Here is a 16,956-nt window from a genome sequence, read left to right on the forward strand (position 1 = left end):
CGTTTCCTCCCGGGTCATCAAAGCTGACCCATCACCTTCTGATTGAAACCGAAGACGGTTCGGTTCCCCCGGTAGGGTATCAGAGTTACGGAGCGTGTCTGCCCGGGTTCGAAACGAACCGCGGTGCCTGCCGGAATGTCGAGCCGCATGCCCTTGGCCTTGTCCCTGTCGAACGACAGGCCTTTGTTGGTTTCGGCGAAATGATAATGGCTGCCGACCTGGATCGGTCGGTCACCGGTGTTGGAAACATCCAGCGTCATGGTCTCCAATCCGGCATTCAATTCGATCTCACCGTCAGCGGGAAACAGTTCTCCGGGGATCATGCGTAAACTCCTGATCGAAATGTCTTGAAACTCAGCGGATCGGTTCGTGCACCGTCACAAGCTTGGTGCCATCGGGAAAAGTCGCTTCCACCTGTACGTCGTGGATCATCTCGGCCACTCCATCCATGACCTGTTCACGGGTCAGGACGGTTGCACCCGCTGCCATCAGATCAGCGACCGAACGGCCATCGCGGGCTCCCTCGACAACAAAATCCGTTATCAGTGCAATTGCTTCGGGATGATTGAGCTTGACGCCCCGTTCGAGGCGGCGACGGGCGACCATCGCAGCCGTCGCGATGAGCAGCTTGTCTTTTTCACGCGGTGTCAGGTTCATGGCTCATTTCTCCAAATCAGCAGTACCAGACGCGCGGCAGCTCGGCGGCGCGATAACCGGTCAGAAATTTCATCAGGGAATCCCGCAATTTACGGCCATCTCGGCTGACAAACCGGGCGGTCAGCAGTCCGTTCCAGGCGCTGGCGGCGGCATGCGTTTCTTCCGTTGGCAGATCGTCAATACAAGTGCGGGCAAGCGATAACCTGTCCTCGGCATCCACTGCACAATCGACCAGCGTGGCAACGGCAAGACCTCCGCTGGCAGTTGCCGGACCTTCGAAGAAGTGGACGGGATCTCCATCGAGCCGAACATCGTCCGCGAACACCAGTTTTCCGTCTCTGCGAATACGCCAACTGTCCCGGAATGTGAGAGACCGGACCTTTTCACCCATGGCTTTGCGGCCAAGCACCAGAGCCTCCACCATCAACAGCCGGGCGTTGGAAAGGAGGTTAGCCGAGATCGTCCGTTTCAATCGGGAAGCGTCGAAAAGAATTGTTTCCTGCGGCAGCCATTCAAGGACTGCCCCGGAATTGACCGTAAACGTGCCTGTCACATCAGCTATTCCGGAGGAGCTTTTGTAGGCGCGCTCGGCGGTCTGACTTGTGACTATGACATGTGTGTCCTCGTCAGCCGTCACGTCATACTTCAGCTCGTCGCCGCCTGTCAGACCGCCCGCGGTGTTGATCAAAACAGCGGTTTGCGGCTGGTTGTAAACCTTTGGCAATCTGACTTTGGCGGAGCCGCTTTGATAGAGATCGGCCAGGCGGGTCTTGTTCGAGGAGTTGGCAAAGCGGATGCGTGCGGTTCCCCTGACCCGTTGCATTTTCTGTGCAGATACGCCCCTGTCCGATGCTGTGGCAGCATCATACATGTCCGTTTCGCTCCCCGATCTGGCACGATCCATTCCTGCAGGACCGCCTTGTTTGAGGCTCGTTCCGGTTTGACCGAAGAGGACTTCCGGAACGTGCCCTTGGCAATCTTAGCAAGACACGGGCCAAATTCTGTTTGCCGGTGCCGGAGCGGCTACCGGCGCGAAAGGGTGTCTTTTTTCAGTGGGTAAGATAGTTTCGCGACTGGGATTTGTCTAAAAATTCGGCGTTTGCACAAAAGAATGGCAGTCAAGGTGAACGGTGAAGGGGTTGCCCTCAACTCCATGATCCGGTTTTTTAAGGGCGCAGCAGAAAATTAATTACCTCAGCGTAATTTGCGTATTTCGTTTCTGCGGTGTGACCAGCGAGGGATCCCTGTGTATTCAAGCCCAATTGGCCGCCTGGCATGTGTTTGTCTTTTCGTGCTCGCCTTCCTGCTGAGTTTGCCTGCTGGTTCCGCAAGAGCCGACATCGGTGCCTATATCATCATAGATGCCAAGTCGGGCGCCGTGCTTGATCAGAAAAACGCCACTCGAAAGTGGTATCCGGCTTCGTTGACCAAGATGATGACGGCCTATGTCACCTTCAAGGCGATCCGTGAAGGACGTCTGACGCTGAATTCCGCGGTGGTCCAGTCGAAGAATTCCATTTCCGAACCGCCCAGCAAGATGGGTTTCAAGGTTGGTACCCGGTTCACAGTCGATACTGCTCTGAAGATCATCCTGATCAAGTCCGCCAATGATGTTGCCGTTGCGCTGGGTGAAGCGGTTGCCGGATCGGAAAAGGCTTTCATTGACACGATGAACGCCGAGGCCAGGCGGCTTGGCATGACCCAGACGCATTTTACCAATCCCCATGGCCTTCCGGACAACCGACAGGTGACGAGCGCTCGTGACATGGCCATTCTGGCAATGGCTCTGCGGCGCGACTTTCCGGAATCCGGGAATTTCTACAATCACCCTGGCATCCGCTTCGGCAAAAAGACATTGCGCTCAGCAAATCGTGAATTTCTCCTGCGTGTGCCAGGCGCAAACGGGATGAAGACGGGTTACATCTGCAACTCCGGTTACAATGTTGCAGCTTCCGTGACCCGCCGGGGACGGACACTGATTGCGGTTATCCTGGGAGCAGGCTCGGGATTGGAGCGAACCGCATTTGCGCGTGAGATTTTCGACAAGGGCTTCAAGAAGCGCGGTGGCGGAACAAAGGTAACCAGCCTGACAGGCTCGTCCGGCAACCCCCCTGCCGATGGTTATTGCAGACGCAACAAGAGCCCTGGCGCGAAGGGCTACATGGCCCGGTATGACATGGAGAACAAATCGGGCGGTCTGCTTGCCTTCGCCGGGGTCGGAAAAAACAAGAAGAAAGAAATCGACGCCAGCGGATTTACCAAGGCCAACGGAAAACCGGACTGGGCCAAGATCCTGGATCGGACCCTGGGACCGCGCCGCGTTGTCTACCGTCCGCTGCAGGTCGGTTTGGGCAAACCTACCGGAACCCCTTCGAAAAGTGCCTCGGCGTCTGCGAGCACGGCCTCAATCCCGGCTGAAGATATCCCGACACCGACTGCCAATCCCATGCGCAGGGCCAAGAGCGAAATTCGCGAGAAGCTGACGAAGACAGCCCAAGGCAGTACCGCGGGAGCCATTCCGCAAACGGCGTCCCAGCGACCGGGGGCCGCGACAGATACATCGCAAGCGGCACCCGGTTCGATATTCCGCAAAGGGCTCGATTTTACGGTGCCGGTGCCGTCTCCAAGTCCACGCAAGTAAAGAGATGCACTCTTGAAATCGTATATCGGTTGAGACAGCAGCGTAAATGGAGGAGTTAACCCTTTATTTACGCTGCTCCTTAACACTGTCGTAAGCATTCATCTGACATTGGCAATTGAACTGCAGAATTTTCAGTGACGCCCGTTGGGTAATTTCCGGCATAGAACATGTCGAGACCAAACAGATCGAGAGATCGCATGATGATTGAACCGAGATCAACAGCCACCATCCGGGCCCTCGCAAGCCTGGCAGAGCTTTCCGCCAATCAGCTGGAAGAAGGGGTCTCGGTTGAAGAGGTCATTGCAACACTTCGAAAAGCAGCCGAAGCGGTAAAAAGCGTCGTTGAAGCGGAAGAAGAAGCAGAATGGGCGGCTGAAGAGGAAGCAGCCGATCTGGCGCAGGACCTGACGCCAATGGATCTGTCCGAAAGCGAAGACGAAGATGATGTCGAAACTGAGAATGATCAACCGGTGTTGAACGCCGGCTAGGCTCTTTTTCCAACCAATCTCTTTGACCGTCTCCTGAAAAGAATGTTAGCGGTGCGCTTCAATTCCGCTGCACGCCTTGCAGGTGTATTCTTCCATTCCCCGATTGGAAGACCCGCCGACAGGCGCGGCATCTTTAGGAGATACGCGTATGGCCGCCTCAACGGGTTCCGGCGAAACCGGCCGTAAAGGGCCCAAGCCCCCTATTCCCCTTTCCGTGCTGACCGGATTTCTGGGATCCGGCAAGACGACACTGTTGAACCGGATTCTCAAGGACCCGGCAATGGCGGATACGGCGGTGATCATCAATGAATTTGGTGAGATCGGACTTGATCACCTTTTTGTTGATCAGGCCGGCGACGGTATCGTGGAACTTTCTTCCGGCTGCCTTTGCTGCACGATCCGGGGAGACCTCGTTACAACCCTGGAAAACTTGCTGCGCCGCCTGGACAATGGCCGCATGGACCGTTTGAACCGGGTGGTGATCGAAACCACCGGCCTTGCGGACCCGGCGCCGATCCTGCACACGGTCATGCTGCATCCCTATCTTGTGATGCGCTACCGGCTCGACAGCGTGATCACACTTGTCGACGCGATCAACGGTCTGTCGACACTGGAAAACCATGAAGAGGCGCGCAAGCAGGCAGCTGTTGCCGACAGGCTCGTTTTCACCAAGACGGATCTGCTGACATCGGAAGATGAAAAAGCGACTTTCGAGGCGTTGAAGCGACAACTTGAGGTTCTCAATCCCGGTGCGCAGCGCTTGAACGCTCAAGGCGGCGACGCGGAGCCCGGCCGCCTGTTCAATGCGGGACTGTACAATCCCGATACCAAGATCCCGGATGTGGCAGCCTGGCTGAATGCCGAGGCCTACGAACACAAACCGCACGGGCATCATCATCACCACTCTCATGATCATGGGCACGGTCACAACCATGACCACGGACATGGTCATGACCACGGGCACGAGCATGATGTAAACCGGCACAGCGAGGCGATCCGTGCGTTTACACTCTCAACCGATCGTCCGGTCAGTGCATCCGCTTTGGAAATGTTTCTGGATCTCTTGCGGTCGGCGCATGGTCCGAAACTGTTGCGTGTGAAGGGTATCGTGCAACTCGCCGAAGATCCGGACCGGCCAGTGGTCATTCATGGCGTTCAGCACGTGTTTCATCCACCCGCGACCCTGGAAGCGTGGCCGGACGACGACCATCGCACCCGAATGGTCTTCATAACCAAGGATCTTCCGGAAGGATTTGTGCGCAAGATGTTCGAGGCGTTTTCAGGTGCGTTGCTGCCCGATACGCCGGATCAAAAGGCCATGACCGAAAATCCCCTGGCGGTTTCCGGATTTACAAGTCCGATCCGCTAGGAGTTTTCTCTCAAGGAATGGCGTGAAGATTGGTGCGAAGATCGCTTCTACCAAAGGCCTTCGCACCTCTCTCGTCAGTCTTTCCTGCGCAGGCGGATGAGCCCCTCCTGCGCAGTGGACGCAATCAGCTTGCCATCCATCGTGAACAGCGAGCCGCGGTTCATGCCGCGTGATCCTGACGACGAAGTGCTATCGGTCGCATAGAGCATCCACTCGTCCGCTCGGAACGGGCGATGGAACCACATGGCGTGGTCCAGGCTGGCAGCCTGTATCTTCGGATTGAAAACAGACGTGCCGTGCGGGAACAGCGACGTGTCGAGCAATGTCATGTCCGAAGCGTAAGCCAGGACGCACTGGTGAATGCGTTCGTCATCCGGCAGTGCGCCGGTTGCTCGCACCCAGACATACTGGTTGGGCGGAAGCGGCTTCTTGCTGAAATAGTGGGTCATGTCGACCGGACGCATTTCGATCGGCCGTTCCCTCTCCCAGTAACGGCGGATGTTTTCCGGTGCCATGGACAGGAACTTCTCCTTCAGGTCCTGTTCGCTCGGCAATTCGTCCGGAGTGGGAACCTTGGGCATCTCGATCTGATGCTCCAGACCCTCCTCGTGCACCTGGAATGAAGCTGACATGGAGAAGATCGCTTCTCCGTGCTGAATGGCGACAACACGGCGTGTGGTGAAGCTGCCACCATCCCGGATCCGGTCCACTTCGTAGATGATCGGCACCTGAGGGTCACCGGGACGCAGGAAATAGCCATGAAGGGAATGAACGTGCCGGTCTTCCACCACTGTGCGGGATGCAGCCACGAGGGCCTGGCCGATAACCTGGCCGCCAAACACACGTTGCCAGCCGACCTGGGGGCTGCGACCACGGAACAGGTTGCGTTCCAGTGGTTCCAGATCAAGAATTTGTAGAAGGTTATCAATGGCCGTGTTCATCGGCGCGATCCCTGTTAGATAGTGTCCCGGGTGATTTGGCCGAATGAGGCGGCCCGACAGGTCATTGTTTTCAAGGAGACCCGAGTGCACTCTTGGACGGGACCTGACGTTAAAGTCAAGATGCCTTAAGGGAAACCGGAGGCAAGGAGAAAGACAGTGGCAAAGAAAGACAAAACCGCAGACATGTTTGATGTCGTGATTGCAGGTGGCGGTTATGTTGGCCTGTCCCTGGCAGTTGCCTTGAAACAGGGCGACGCCGGGCTGAAATGTGCTGTCGTCGATCCAAAACCCATGGATCAGCTTCACAAGGACCCAAGGGCATCGGCAATTGCCGCGGCGGCTTCCCGCATGCTGACGCAGCTTGGTATCTGGCAGCAAATCGAAAGCGAAGCGCAGCCGATCAACGAAATGATCGTGACGGACAGCAAGCTGAGAGATGCAGTTCGTCCGGTTTTCCTGACGTTCGACGGCGAGGCAACGGCGGGTGAAGCATTCGCGCATATGATGCCGAACGGCGTCATGATGCCTGCACTTTATGAAGCGGCAAAATCGCTTGGAGTTACTTTTTTTGCGCCGGGGACGGCCGAGACGTTCCGTACGCTTCCTGATCATGTGGAACTTGATCTTGAAGATGGTACGCAGTTGAAGGGTCGGTTGCTGGTTGCAGCTGACGGCGTTCGCTCCAAACTGCGGGACCTGGCCGGCATTCGCACGGTGAACTGGGATTATGGCCAGTCAGGCATCGTAACGACGGTCAAGCACGAGCGGCCGCATCATGGCCGGGCGGAAGAGCATTTTCTGCCTGCCGGACCTTTCGCGATCCTGCCGCTTCCCGGAAACCGGTCCTCGTTGGTGTGGACCGAAAAAACCTCCGATGCCGATCGGCTGGTGCGCTCGGACGAATTCACTTTCGAACTCGAACTGGAACGGCGCTTCGGGCACCATCTGGGAACATTGGAGCTGGACGGGCCGCGAAAGGCGTTCCCCTTGGGGCTGAAACTTGCCCGGGACTTCGTCAAACCGCGTTTTGCCCTGATCGGTGACGCGGCCCATGGCATTCACCCGATTGCCGGCCAGGGTCTCAATCTTGGTTTCAAGGATGTGGCGGCGCTGGCGGAAGTTCTGGTCGACGCCCGCCGCCTTGGTCAGGATGTCGGTGGGTATGGTATTCTTGAACGTTATCAGCGCTGGCGCAGGTTCGACACATTTCAGATGGGGGTTGTCACCGATGTGCTCAACCGGCTTTTCTCCAATGACAGCGACGTGCTGCGCGCCGTCCGGGATTTCGGTCTGGGTGTTGTGGACCGGATGCCTGGACTGAAATCGCACTTCATCAAGGAAGCGGCAGGCTTTGCAGGTCCAGTGCCGAAATTGCTTTCCGGGGAACCAATCTGATAGGAAAGTCCGGGACAAGGGTTCAATTGTGAATCCGACACCGTGAAAACCCCATTTCACAATTGGATTTGCCTTGAATGATTGATCATCCAGCGAACTTCCCGGAGCATCGGTCGATTTTGATTACGGGATGTTCGTCCGGCATTGGCGCGTCGGCAGCCCATGTTTTGCGCGGGCGGAACTGGCGAGTGTTTCCGACGGCCCGAAAACAGGAAGATGTCGACAGGCTGGCCAGTCAGGGGTTCGAAGCGTATCGCCTGGATTACGAGGATCCGGACAGCATCAGGGAAACCGCAGAAACCGTACTTCAGCTGACGGACAGAAAGCTGGATGCCGTTTTCAACAACGGCGCCTACGCGGTTCCTGGCGCTCTGGAGGATCTGCCGACGGAGGCATTGCGCACCCTGTTCGAGGCCAATTTCATTGGCTGGCACGATCTGACGCGACGCCTGATCCCCTCCATGCGGGAGAATGGATCAGGAAGAGTTGTTCAATGCTCCTCGGTTTTGGGTTTTGTGGCACTAAAATACCGGGGAGCATACACCGCCTCGAAATTCGCGCTTGAAGCCTATTCGGACACCTTGCGGCAGGAGCTGAAAGGCACCGGAATTCAGGTTTCGCTGATCGAGCCCGGACCTATCGGTACGAGGTTTACCGAAAATGCGCTCGCCAATTTCGACCGCTGGATCGGGGAAGACGGGTTGAAGGCGTCGAAGCATCGACAAACCTACGAGAAACGGCGGGTCCGCATGGAAGCAGGCGAGCCCGGACCGTTCAAACTCCCGCCCGAAGCGGTTGTCAAAAGGTTGATACATGCCGTAGAGGCCAAGCGGTCAAAAGCGCGGTACCATGTCACGATACCGACCACAGTCATGGCCGTGGCAAACAGGGTCCTGCCGGTCAGCCTTCTGGACAGGTTCTGTATCTGGGCGGCGGACGGAGAAGAATAAGCCGCAGGCAAGGCGGCGTTATCCGGTTTCGTGCTGGCCGGTGTAAAAGGGAAGCAAAATGGCTGATATCATCAACATCCTTATTCCTGTCGGTATGGTCGCGGTTCTGGTTGTTCTGTTGCTCGGTATCTGGAACATGTTCCGGAACGGTCCGGCCAACAGGTCGCAAATGCTGATGCGCTGGCGGGTTGGATTGCAGTTTCTGGTTATTGTCCTGGTGATGGGTGGGCTCTACTTTTTCGGAACGGGAAGTTAAGCTGGGGAAACGGGCGAAATGGTTGTTCTGAACAAGATTTACACAAAGACGGGTGACGACGGGACCACGGCTCTGGGTTCCGGTGAAAGGCGCCCGAAGAGCGATCTCAGGATCGAAGCCTATGGCACGGTTGACGAGACAAATGCGGTGGTCGGGCTCGTCAGGCTGCACACAAGTGACGGGCAAGTGGAAATCGACACGATCCTGAGCCGCATTCAAAATGATCTGTTTGATCTTGGTGCAGACCTTGCCACGCCGGAGACCGACAAGGATCTCGGGTATGAACCGCTTCGCATCACCGATGGCCAGGTGGAAGCGATCGAAAAAGCCATTGACGACCTGAATGCCGATCTTTCGCCTCTCAGGTCATTTGTGTTGCCCGGGGGAAGCAAGGCCTCGGCCCATCTGCATCTTGCCCGCACGGTTTCCCGGCGCGCCGAGCGTCTGATGGTGGAGCTTGCGTCGCGCGAGAAGGTCAATCCGGCCGCTGTCCGCTACATGAACCGTTTGTCGGACTTCTTTTTCGTGGCTTCCCGCTCGTTGAATGCAAACGGCGAACAGGATGTCCTGTGGGTTCCCGGCCAGAACCGTTGATCTTCTTCAGACCGGACGCATCAGACGGGGCGCTTCATGTTCATTCCGCTTCATGATCACAATCGTCTGGAGCATGTCCCCTTTCCGATCGTCAACCTGACGATCATTGCCTTGAACGTACTGATCTTTCTGCTGTTTCAAGGTGCGGGGAGTTTCGAAGCCGTTGGCGCTTCTTCCCTTTCGTTCGGACTGATACCCGTCGTTCTGTTCGATATCCGGGATCTTGCACCTCACCTTCAGATGCTGCCGGACTGGATGTCACTGATCACCTACGCCTTCCTGCACGGCGGTTTCATGCATCTTATCGGCAACATGCTGTTTCTGTGGGTCTTCGGAGACAATGTCGAAGACGCCATGGGGCATGTGCGTTACCTGATTTTCTATCTGTTGTGCGCGGCAGCCGGTGGATTGGCCTACGCCGCGCTGGACGTCAATTCCGAAGTGCCGCTGATCGGGGCTTCGGGTGCCGTGTCAGGCGTTGTGGCCGCGTATCTGATGCTGCATCCACGGGTCAAGGTCTGGGTTCTTGCTTTCGGCCGTATTCCCTTGCGCCTGAGCGCGCAGTGGCTGCTTGGGGCCTGGGTCGTTTATCAAGTGGTGAATGCAGTGCTGTCGGAGGACAGTCAGGTTGCCTGGATCGCCCATGTCGGTGGACTGGTTGCCGGCGCTGTCCTGGTGGTTTTCTTCCGCAGGCGCGGCGTAACCCTCTTCGACCGGGATCTGGCCTGACGACCGGGAGGTTACGTCGCTTCCCACACAGCTTCGGCGGAGCGGCAGGCGACACCGTTTCGGCTGACAGTCTTGCCGGATGCCAGTTCGATCTTTTCGCGGAAAGATCTGCAATAGGTGCCTTCGGACGTTTTCCAGGTCTTCAGCGGTGTGACTGAACCGCGCGCGCCGCTTGACGGGTTTTGCCAGCGGACAGAATTGCCGGAAAGTGATTTTTCAAGCGCCTTTTGAAGGTTCTTCTGAGCCATGGATTTGTCAGACGGTTTAAGACTGGTATCCACCGTCGAAAAAATGGCTCCCGAAGAGCCCTGAAACGGGAAGACCGAGCACGCGGAAAGTAAAATCGCACACACAGAAAGAAATGTAGCTTGCCCGGCAAGCCAGCCCCCAGAAATAGCCAAATCCAATCCCACCTTTTGGATCTATTGCCAACCGTTCTGAATGGCCTCCCGTTCTTCCCTTTTCGACAGGGCGCCGCCGGAAGGCTCACTATCGCCGCTGAACCTTGGTTCACCGAGAATGCGATTGATAAGATTTCCGGATGCGGGCTTTTCTGGGGCAGGTGCGCCCGAATTACTGGTGGGACCGGAATTGCTGGGGATATCTGCTTCAGGCTTGTTATTTGTACTTACGTTTGAGCTGGAGCTTGCCTTTGAAGAACTTGAGTTCTTTTCAGATTTGCTCCGGCTCTCGCTGCGCCTTTCAGCCTTTTGACTTTGCCGCTCGCTGCGCCGCTCCGCGCGCTCTGCACGCCGTTCGCTTCGCCGTTCGTTGCGCTCCGCCCGGCGTTCGGCTTTTCGTTCCGCCCGTTCGCTTCGCCGCTCACTCCGGTCGGAGGCCGATTGTGCGGCGGCGGCGATAGTGTCTTTCATGTCAATCAAGGGGCTAACGAAGACGAGAGAGAACACCATCGCCGCGACCGCAACACGCGTCAGACCACGGAACATCGCAGAGAGGCGGTCGTGCAATGAGATCTGACGTGTGTGTTTCATCAAGTTCAAGCTTCTGACGAGGTTGCTGTCTTGGCAGAATTGCGAGGCAATTTTCCGATTACGTACGCACAACACCTAGGTATTCTTTCTTCTTCCCGACCTTAGTCCAAAAAAAGCCGGGATAAAAAGGTCTCTTCAGGTGTTGTTGAAGTAAGAGCGGCTTGCGGAGAACTCTTTGCCTGAAGACACACTGAAGACGGAGATGATCCGTTTGCTGCCGAAACTGAGAAGTTTCGCATTAAGACTGTGCCGGAATCCGGATCAGGCAGACGATCTGGTGCAGACAACATGCGAACGGGCGATCCGGTCTCTGGACCAGTTTGATCCTGCGACCCGCCTCGACAGCTGGATGTTTCGCATCTTGCAGAACCTTTATTTCAATTCCGTGCGCGATACCGCAAATCGCGCCAGGTTATTCGATTTGGCAATGTTGGATTTCGAAGACAGCTACGATGGTGCGAAGGCTGCCGCCAGCAGTCTGGAGCTACAGAAGGTCCAGGCGTTTATCGGGCAGCTGGAAGAAGATAACCGTCAGGTGCTGTTGAAGATCGCCATCGAAGGCCAAAGCTACAAGGACGTTGCAGAAGAACTGGGAGTTCCGATTGGTACCGTGACCAGCAGGCTTGCAAGGGCACGATTGAAGTTACGGGAATTTCTGGAGAAAAAGGACACCGCACAGGGGACCAAACTTCGCAGCATGCCAGGAGGTATGTCATGACATTCGATGAAAAGCGCGAACAAGTCCTGCTTGTCCAGAATATTGGCAGGCTACTTGACGGTGAAGGCTCCGGAGAGGAACGTGCTGCGCTTCTGGCAAAGATCCGCAGCGATGAAAGCGGCGAGAAGTGTCTCAGGCAGTTGGCCGAAGACAATGTGCTGCTGCAGGAAGCCGTTCCGGCCGAGATTCCTCGCGAAAGTCTTGATCGCTTTCAATCTGTCATCGATCGTGAGTTTGAAAAAAGGGGCACCCCGGCCAAGCCGAATGCACGTCCCTTCTGGAGCAATGCCATTGTTCAGATGGCTGCCGCGCTGGTTCTTGTTGCGGGGACCTTTGTGTTTACCAGTGTCTGGATGCAATCCCGCATGGATGATGCCGTTGCCTCTCTTGCCGCCCATCTGGAAACTGAACGCATCCTGCTGACGCAAAGCGTGCAGGAGGCTCTCGAAACGCGGGTCAGTGGCGAAACCGTCTTCATTGGACAGGAAGGTGACTGGACAGAGGTTCTGACGCCAATCAAAACCTACAAAAGCAAGAGCGGGCACTGGTGCCGTCAGTATCTCAGGCAATCGACATTTGGCGGACGGGATCTGTCCATCAGGGGAACGGCTTGCCGTGAAGAGGACGGAACCTGGACAACGGTCTATGCCGAACCGGTATCGGACAAAGTCCCGCCCCAGTCCTCCGGCATCTGACGCATTTGCAATTTTTTCGCGATTCAATTCGGCAATTCGCCGTTTGCTGCATCGCCGAACTATCATTTTTGCGACGCGTGTTTTTCCAAGCCCGGCAAATTGCGCCGTTAGACCAATTAGCGCAATTGACAGCTGCCGTACAGGTCAGTACCGTCCCCCGCCATGCGCCACGATTGGCTTGTTTCCACCGCTATTGATTTCATGTCATTTCGGACGGGAAAAGCCGGATAATGCGGTGCGGTGAAAAGCCGGCCGAGCAAGAGGTTGAGACCAAATGAAAATCCTCGTACCCGTTAAGCGGGTCATCGATTACAACGTGAAAGTTCGCGTCAAGCCGGACGGTTCAGGTGTCGATCTTGCCAACGTCAAGATGTCCATGAACCCGTTTGATGAAATCTCCGTCGAAGAAGCGCTTCGCCTGAAGGAAGCCGGCAAGGCGACCGAGGTTGTTGTCGTGTCCGTCGGCCCGCAACAGGCAACGGAAACCCTGCGGACCGGTCTTGCTATGGGCGCAGACCGCGGCATTCTTGTGAAAACCGACGAAACCACCGAACCGCTGGCCGTTGCAAAGATCCTCAAGGCAATCGTCGAAGCCGAAGAGCCGGGTCTGGTAATCCTCGGCAAGCAGGCGATTGACGATGACTGCAACCAGACTGGCCAGATGCTCGCTGCATTGCTGGGTTGGAGCCAGGGCACCTTTGCTTCCAACGTCGATCTGGGAGAAGGCACAGCCGATGTCACCCGTGAAGTCGACGGCGGTCTGCAGACCATCAAGCTGAAGCTCCCGGCAATCGTGACCACGGACCTGCGCCTCAACGAGCCGCGCTACGCGTCCCTGCCGAACATCATGAAGGCAAAGAAGAAGCCGATCGACGAGAAGACCCCGGAAGATTTCGGTGTTGATGTCGCACCGCGCCTGACGGTTGTCACCACTTCTGAGCCGCCTGCGCGTCAGGCCGGTATCAAGGTGAGCTCCATCAGCGAGCTTGTCGACAAACTCAAGAACGAGGCCGGCGTCCTTTAGGACCCGTCGCAGGAGGAAAACAAATGACAACACTTCTTGTGGCCGAACATGCCGGTGGTGCTCTGAGCGACGCTACGGCAAAAGCAATGACCGCGGCCGCCGCGCTCGGTTCCGACGTACATGTTCTCGTGGCTGGCAAGGGCGTCCAGGGTGTCGCTGAAGCTGCCGCAAAGCTGTCCGGTGCTGCCAAGGTGCTGGTTGCCGAAAGCGATGCCCTCGAGCATCAGCTTGCCGAGCCGCTTGCCGATCTGATCGTTGGCATGGCTGGCGACTATGACGCAATCGTTGCTCCGGCAACCGCAAACGGCAAGAACACGCTGCCGCGTGTTGCGGCTCTTCTCGACGTCATGCAGATTTCCGACATCACCGCCGTTGTCGATGCGGAAACCTTCGAACGTCCGATCTATGCCGGTAACGCGATTCAGACGGTCAAGTCGAACGATCCCAAAAAAGTGATCACCGTACGGACTTCCACTTTCGCGGCAGCGGAAGAAGGCGGTTCTGCAGCGATCGAAACCGTTGCGGGCACTGACGGCTCCGGTCTGTCCGAATTTGTCGGCGAGGAACTTTCCAAGTCCGACCGTCCGGAACTGACATCTGCGAAGATCATCATTTCCGGTGGCCGTGCGCTCGGATCTGAAGAAAAGTTCCAGGAAGTCATCATGCCGGTTGCCGACGCTCTCGGTGCTGCGGTTGGCGCTTCGCGTGCAGCAGTTGATGCCGGTTACGCGCCGAACGACTGGCAGGTCGGTCAGACCGGTAAGGTCGTTGCTCCGGACCTTTACATTGCCTGCGGCATCTCGGGTGCGATCCAGCACCTTGCAGGTATGAAGGACTCCAAGGTGATCGTTGCGATCAACAAGGACGAAGAAGCCCCGATCTTCCAGGTGGCTGATTACGGTCTCGTTGCCGATCTGTTCGAAGTTCTGCCGGAATTGAAGGCAGCTGTCGAATAAGACCTGCGGCAAATTGATCACGGACCCCGGAGCGAGTAATAGTTTTCGCTCCGGGGTCCTTGCCGTTTGGCGTAAGACTTGCCAAAAATAGCGGCAACCGGGCCCGTCGGGGTGTTTGTAAGAGATCGGATTTTTCAGGATGGCTGTCGAAATCAAAAGAGTCGGTATTATTGGCGCTGGTCAGATGGGCAGCGGCATTGCACATGTGTGTGCGCTTGCAGGCTTTGACGTGGGATTGAGCGACATTTCAATGGAGCGGATCGAGTCCGGTCTGGCATCGATCAACGGAAACATGGCCCGTCAGGTTTCCAAGTCCCTGATCACCGAAGAAGCACGCAACGCCGCCCTGGACAGGATCAAACCAGCGGAAGATCTCGATCTTTTGAGCGAGGCCGATCTCGTGATTGAATCCGCTGTCGAGAACGAGCAGATCAAACGCAAGATTTTCTCGCAGCTTTGCCCGATCCTGAAGCCTGAAGCCATTCTGGCGACCAACACGTCTTCCATCTCCATCACGCGGCTTGCCGCGACAACGGATCGTCCCGAGCGGTTCATCGGTATTCACTTCATGAACCCGGTGCCCCTGATGGAGCTTGTTGAACTCGTGCGCGGTATCGCGACCGAGGACGAAACCTTTGAAGCGTCAAAGACCTTCTGTGACCGTTTGGGCAAACAAATCGCCGTTGCCGAAGACTTTCCGGCATTCATGGTCAACCGCATTCTGCTGCCGATGATCAACGAAGCCATCTATACGCTTTACGAAGGCGTCGGCTCCGTAGAATCCATCGACAAAGCCATGCGCCTCGGGGCCAACCACCCGATGGGACCGTTGCAGCTCGCCGATTTCATCGGTCTGGATACCTGCCTGTCGATCATGCAGGTGCTGTATGAAGGCCTCGCGGACACCAAATACCGCCCGTGCCCGCTGCTGGTAAAATACGTCGAGGCCGGTTGGCTGGGCCGGAAGACGCAGCGTGGCTTCTACGATTACCGTGGTGAACATCCGGTTCCGACGCGCTAACGCACATGAATCTTGCGCAGTACTGTCTTGCCAACGCCGCTCCGGATCCGGAGAAGACGGCGTTGGAGGTGGTTGGCGCTGCTGGCCAGGTCCTTGAAGAATGGACCTTCGGGCAGCTCAATGACACTGTCCTTTCCGTTGCATCGGGCCTTCGGGCCACCGGTTTGCAGACCGGTGACAGGATCCTTCTCAGGATCGGTCATTCCAGTGATTTTCCGCTTCTCTTCTTCGGCGCGATTGCCGGTGGTTTCGTTCCCATTCCGACGTCAGCGCAGCTCACGGCCGCGGAAGTCTTGTCCATCCTGACCGACAGCGCGGCCGGTCTCGTGTTGCATGACGGAGTAACGGTTGCTCCAAATGATGCCGGCGTGCCCTTGCTGGGACCGGGTGGCATCGAAGGCCTCAAGAAGACTGTCCCGGGAGAATTTGCGCAAACCTGCGACGATGATCCCGCATTTCTCATCTACACATCTGGTACGAGCGGCAAGCCCAAGGGGGTTCTTCATGCGCAGCGTGCGGCGGCTGCCAGAAAGCCCATGTACCAGGGCTGGTACGGGATCAATTCTGCTGACAGGCTGCTTCACGCAGGAGCTTTCAACTGGACCTACACGCTGGGTGTCGGGCTTATGGACCCCTGGGCCAACGGGGCGACCAGTATTGTCTATGACGGACCTCGTGACCCGGAGGTCTGGCCGCGGATCATGGAAGCCAGCAAGGCAAGTTTGTTCGCAGCCGTTCCGAGCCTTTATCGGCGCCTGCTGAAATACGGCAGGATCTCCCCTGCCTCATTTCCGTCGCTCCGGCATGGGTTGACCGCTGGTGAAGCGCTTCCGGCAGGACTTTATCAGGAGTGGAAAGACAGGACGGGCCGCGAGCTTTTCGAGGCTCTGGGCATGAGCGAGATATCGACATATCTGTCCAGTGGACCGAATGTTGCGGTCAGGCCCGGGTCTCCCGGCAAACCGCAGAAAGGCCGCAAGGTGGCTGTGTTGAGAGAAGAAGGTGACGCCGCTGTCCCTGCGCAACCCAACGAAACCGGATTTCTGGCTGTCCACCGCAACGAGCCGGGGCTGATGCTTGGTTACTGGAACCGGCCGGAAGAAACCCGGGATGCGTTTCGCGGTGACTGGTTTCTGACTGGAGACCGGGCGCTTGAGGATGACGACGGATACTACTGGTATCAGGGACGAGCGGATGACCTGATGAATTCATTCGGGTATCGCGTCGCACCTGAAGAAGTTGAACGGACCTTGTCGGCACATCCGGGTGTTCAGGAAATCGCAGTCACGGAAATTTCCATTCGCGAAGGCGTCAGCCTGGTCACGGCCTTTGTGGTTCCGCAAGACATCGATACGTTTGATACCAGCGAGCTGGCAGCGTTCGCTGTCGAAAACCTTGCCGAATACAAACGACCCAAGGACTACAGGGTCGTTGACCAATTGCCTCGAACTTCCTCGGGCAAGGTCAGGCGCAAAGCGCTTCGAACGACCGGTCGATAAATTTTTTCGTGCTCCGGTAAGTTTTTGTTAA

Annotated in this window: 20 protein-coding genes; 14 read left to right on the forward strand and 6 right to left on the reverse strand. The window is 56.7% G+C overall.

The features are described from left to right. Positions 1 to 17: 17 nt before the first annotated feature. Genes ABLO27_RS23790 through ABLO27_RS23800 form a run of 3 tightly spaced genes read right to left on the reverse strand, consistent with a single transcriptional unit; the run spans position 18 to position 1,528 of the window. Positions 18 to 323, reverse strand: coding sequence for an urease subunit beta (locus ABLO27_RS23790; RefSeq protein WP_353036388.1), 306 nt, complete (start codon positions 321 to 323; stop codon positions 18 to 20). A gap of 31 nt (positions 324 to 354) precedes the next feature. Then, a complete protein-coding gene (locus ABLO27_RS23795) occupies positions 355 to 657 on the reverse strand; it encodes an urease subunit gamma (protein ID WP_353036389.1) in 303 nt (100 codons plus the stop codon). Between the two features lie 16 nt (positions 658 to 673). Next, positions 674 to 1,528 carry an urease accessory protein UreD gene (locus ABLO27_RS23800; RefSeq protein WP_353036391.1) on the reverse strand — a complete coding sequence of 285 codons (855 nt, stop codon included), beginning with the start codon at positions 1,526 to 1,528 and terminating at the stop codon, positions 674 to 676. Positions 1,529 to 1,903: 375 nt separating this feature from the next. On the opposite strand from ABLO27_RS23800, the gene ABLO27_RS23805 reads away from it, so the two are divergent. From ABLO27_RS23805 to ABLO27_RS23815, 3 genes are all read left to right on the forward strand, one after another. Beyond that, a complete protein-coding gene (locus ABLO27_RS23805) occupies positions 1,904 to 3,298 on the forward strand; it encodes a D-alanyl-D-alanine carboxypeptidase family protein (protein ID WP_353036392.1) in 1,395 nt (464 codons plus the stop codon). Between the two features lie 197 nt (positions 3,299 to 3,495). After that, complete coding sequence (locus ABLO27_RS23810) at positions 3,496 to 3,786, forward strand: hypothetical protein (RefSeq protein ID WP_353036394.1); 291 nt, start codon at positions 3,496 to 3,498, stop codon at positions 3,784 to 3,786. 148 nt (positions 3,787 to 3,934) lie between these two features. Continuing rightward, positions 3,935 to 5,155: a CobW family GTP-binding protein gene (locus ABLO27_RS23815; protein WP_353036395.1), complete on the forward strand. Its 1,221-nt coding sequence runs from the start codon at positions 3,935 to 3,937 to the stop codon at positions 5,153 to 5,155. Between the two features lie 74 nt (positions 5,156 to 5,229). Here ABLO27_RS23815 and tesB read toward each other — a convergent pair whose 3' ends face one another. Next, positions 5,230 to 6,096: an acyl-CoA thioesterase II gene (gene tesB, locus ABLO27_RS23820; RefSeq protein ID WP_353036397.1), complete on the reverse strand. Its 867-nt coding sequence runs from the start codon at positions 6,094 to 6,096 to the stop codon at positions 5,230 to 5,232. A 156-nt stretch (positions 6,097 to 6,252) separates the two neighbouring features. Between tesB and ABLO27_RS23825 the strand changes: the two genes are divergently transcribed. From ABLO27_RS23825 to ABLO27_RS23845, 5 genes are all read left to right on the forward strand, one after another. Then, positions 6,253 to 7,491 carry a ubiquinone biosynthesis hydroxylase gene (locus tag ABLO27_RS23825; protein ID WP_353036399.1) on the forward strand — a complete coding sequence of 413 codons (1,239 nt, stop codon included), beginning with the start codon at positions 6,253 to 6,255 and terminating at the stop codon, positions 7,489 to 7,491. Between the two features lie 77 nt (positions 7,492 to 7,568). Beyond that, positions 7,569 to 8,441, forward strand: coding sequence for an SDR family oxidoreductase (locus tag ABLO27_RS23830; RefSeq protein ID WP_353036401.1), 873 nt, complete (start codon positions 7,569 to 7,571; stop codon positions 8,439 to 8,441). Positions 8,442 to 8,499: 58 nt separating this feature from the next. Then, positions 8,500 to 8,697, forward strand: a complete 198-nt coding sequence (locus ABLO27_RS23835) for a twin transmembrane helix small protein (RefSeq protein ID WP_353036403.1) — start codon at positions 8,500 to 8,502, stop codon at positions 8,695 to 8,697. Between the two features lie 18 nt (positions 8,698 to 8,715). After that, positions 8,716 to 9,291: a cob(I)yrinic acid a,c-diamide adenosyltransferase gene (locus ABLO27_RS23840; protein ID WP_353036405.1), complete on the forward strand. Its 576-nt coding sequence runs from the start codon at positions 8,716 to 8,718 to the stop codon at positions 9,289 to 9,291. A 36-nt stretch (positions 9,292 to 9,327) separates the two neighbouring features. Further along, positions 9,328 to 10,020 carry a rhomboid family intramembrane serine protease gene (locus tag ABLO27_RS23845; RefSeq protein ID WP_353036406.1) on the forward strand — a complete coding sequence of 231 codons (693 nt, stop codon included), beginning with the start codon at positions 9,328 to 9,330 and terminating at the stop codon, positions 10,018 to 10,020. 11 nt (positions 10,021 to 10,031) lie between these two features. Here the strand turns inward: ABLO27_RS23845 and ABLO27_RS23850 are convergent, their stop codons facing one another. Together ABLO27_RS23850 and ABLO27_RS23855 are read right to left on the reverse strand one after the other, a co-directional pair. Next, on the reverse strand, positions 10,032 to 10,433 hold the full coding sequence (locus tag ABLO27_RS23850) for an RT0821/Lpp0805 family surface protein (protein ID WP_353036408.1): 402 nt from the start codon (positions 10,431 to 10,433) through the stop codon (positions 10,032 to 10,034). Between the two features lie 9 nt (positions 10,434 to 10,442). Next, complete coding sequence (locus ABLO27_RS23855) at positions 10,443 to 11,012, reverse strand: hypothetical protein (RefSeq protein ID WP_353036410.1); 570 nt, start codon at positions 11,010 to 11,012, stop codon at positions 10,443 to 10,445. A 175-nt stretch (positions 11,013 to 11,187) separates the two neighbouring features. Here ABLO27_RS23855 and ABLO27_RS23860 point away from each other — a divergent pair, with 175 nt between their 5' ends. From ABLO27_RS23860 to ABLO27_RS23885, 6 genes are all read left to right on the forward strand, one after another. Beyond that, entirely contained in the window at positions 11,188 to 11,730 is a 543-nt protein-coding gene (locus tag ABLO27_RS23860) for an RNA polymerase sigma factor (protein ID WP_353036412.1), read from the forward strand. Next, positions 11,727 to 12,425, forward strand: a complete 699-nt coding sequence (locus tag ABLO27_RS23865) for a hypothetical protein (protein WP_353036414.1) — start codon at positions 11,727 to 11,729, stop codon at positions 12,423 to 12,425. The genes ABLO27_RS23860 and ABLO27_RS23865 overlap by 4 nt, the downstream gene beginning before the upstream one ends. A gap of 274 nt (positions 12,426 to 12,699) precedes the next feature. Beyond that, entirely contained in the window at positions 12,700 to 13,449 is a 750-nt protein-coding gene (locus ABLO27_RS23870; protein WP_353036416.1) for an electron transfer flavoprotein subunit beta/FixA family protein, read from the forward strand. 23 nt (positions 13,450 to 13,472) lie between these two features. Then, positions 13,473 to 14,405 carry an electron transfer flavoprotein subunit alpha/FixB family protein gene (locus tag ABLO27_RS23875; RefSeq protein WP_353036418.1) on the forward strand — a complete coding sequence of 311 codons (933 nt, stop codon included), beginning with the start codon at positions 13,473 to 13,475 and terminating at the stop codon, positions 14,403 to 14,405. Between the two features lie 139 nt (positions 14,406 to 14,544). Then, on the forward strand, positions 14,545 to 15,426 hold the full coding sequence (locus ABLO27_RS23880; RefSeq protein WP_353036420.1) for a 3-hydroxybutyryl-CoA dehydrogenase: 882 nt from the start codon (positions 14,545 to 14,547) through the stop codon (positions 15,424 to 15,426). Between the two features lie 5 nt (positions 15,427 to 15,431). Continuing rightward, entirely contained in the window at positions 15,432 to 16,925 is a 1,494-nt protein-coding gene (locus ABLO27_RS23885; RefSeq protein WP_353036421.1) for a class I adenylate-forming enzyme family protein, read from the forward strand. Positions 16,926 to 16,956 lie beyond the last annotated feature (31 nt).

The sequence above is a fragment of the Roseibium sp. SCP15 genome (assembly GCF_040329435.1).
GTDB lineage: Bacteria > Pseudomonadota > Alphaproteobacteria > Rhizobiales > Stappiaceae > Roseibium.

Coding starts and splice junctions, on each gene's coding strand:
- ABLO27_RS23870 (WP_353036416.1), top strand. CDS start 12,700: ATGAAAATCCTCGTACCCGTTAAGCGGGTCATCGATTACAACGTGAAA.
- ABLO27_RS23800 (WP_353036391.1), bottom strand. CDS start 1,528: ATGTATGATGCTGCCACAGCATCGGACAGGGGCGTATCTGCACAGAAA.
- ABLO27_RS23880 (WP_353036420.1), top strand. CDS start 14,545: ATGGCTGTCGAAATCAAAAGAGTCGGTATTATTGGCGCTGGTCAGATG.
- ABLO27_RS23795 (WP_353036389.1), bottom strand. CDS start 657: ATGAACCTGACACCGCGTGAAAAAGACAAGCTGCTCATCGCGACGGCT.
- ABLO27_RS23885 (WP_353036421.1), top strand. CDS start 15,432: ATGAATCTTGCGCAGTACTGTCTTGCCAACGCCGCTCCGGATCCGGAG.
- ABLO27_RS23815 (WP_353036395.1), top strand. CDS start 3,935: ATGGCCGCCTCAACGGGTTCCGGCGAAACCGGCCGTAAAGGGCCCAAG.
- tesB (WP_353036397.1), bottom strand. CDS start 6,096: ATGAACACGGCCATTGATAACCTTCTACAAATTCTTGATCTGGAACCA.
- ABLO27_RS23840 (WP_353036405.1), top strand. CDS start 8,716: ATGGTTGTTCTGAACAAGATTTACACAAAGACGGGTGACGACGGGACC.
- ABLO27_RS23855 (WP_353036410.1), bottom strand. CDS start 11,012: ATGAAACACACACGTCAGATCTCATTGCACGACCGCCTCTCTGCGATG.
- ABLO27_RS23875 (WP_353036418.1), top strand. CDS start 13,473: ATGACAACACTTCTTGTGGCCGAACATGCCGGTGGTGCTCTGAGCGAC.
- ABLO27_RS23845 (WP_353036406.1), top strand. CDS start 9,328: ATGTTCATTCCGCTTCATGATCACAATCGTCTGGAGCATGTCCCCTTT.
- ABLO27_RS23830 (WP_353036401.1), top strand. CDS start 7,569: ATGATTGATCATCCAGCGAACTTCCCGGAGCATCGGTCGATTTTGATT.
- ABLO27_RS23790 (WP_353036388.1), bottom strand. CDS start 323: ATGATCCCCGGAGAACTGTTTCCCGCTGACGGTGAGATCGAATTGAAT.
- ABLO27_RS23810 (WP_353036394.1), top strand. CDS start 3,496: ATGATGATTGAACCGAGATCAACAGCCACCATCCGGGCCCTCGCAAGC.
- ABLO27_RS23865 (WP_353036414.1), top strand. CDS start 11,727: ATGACATTCGATGAAAAGCGCGAACAAGTCCTGCTTGTCCAGAATATT.
- ABLO27_RS23835 (WP_353036403.1), top strand. CDS start 8,500: ATGGCTGATATCATCAACATCCTTATTCCTGTCGGTATGGTCGCGGTT.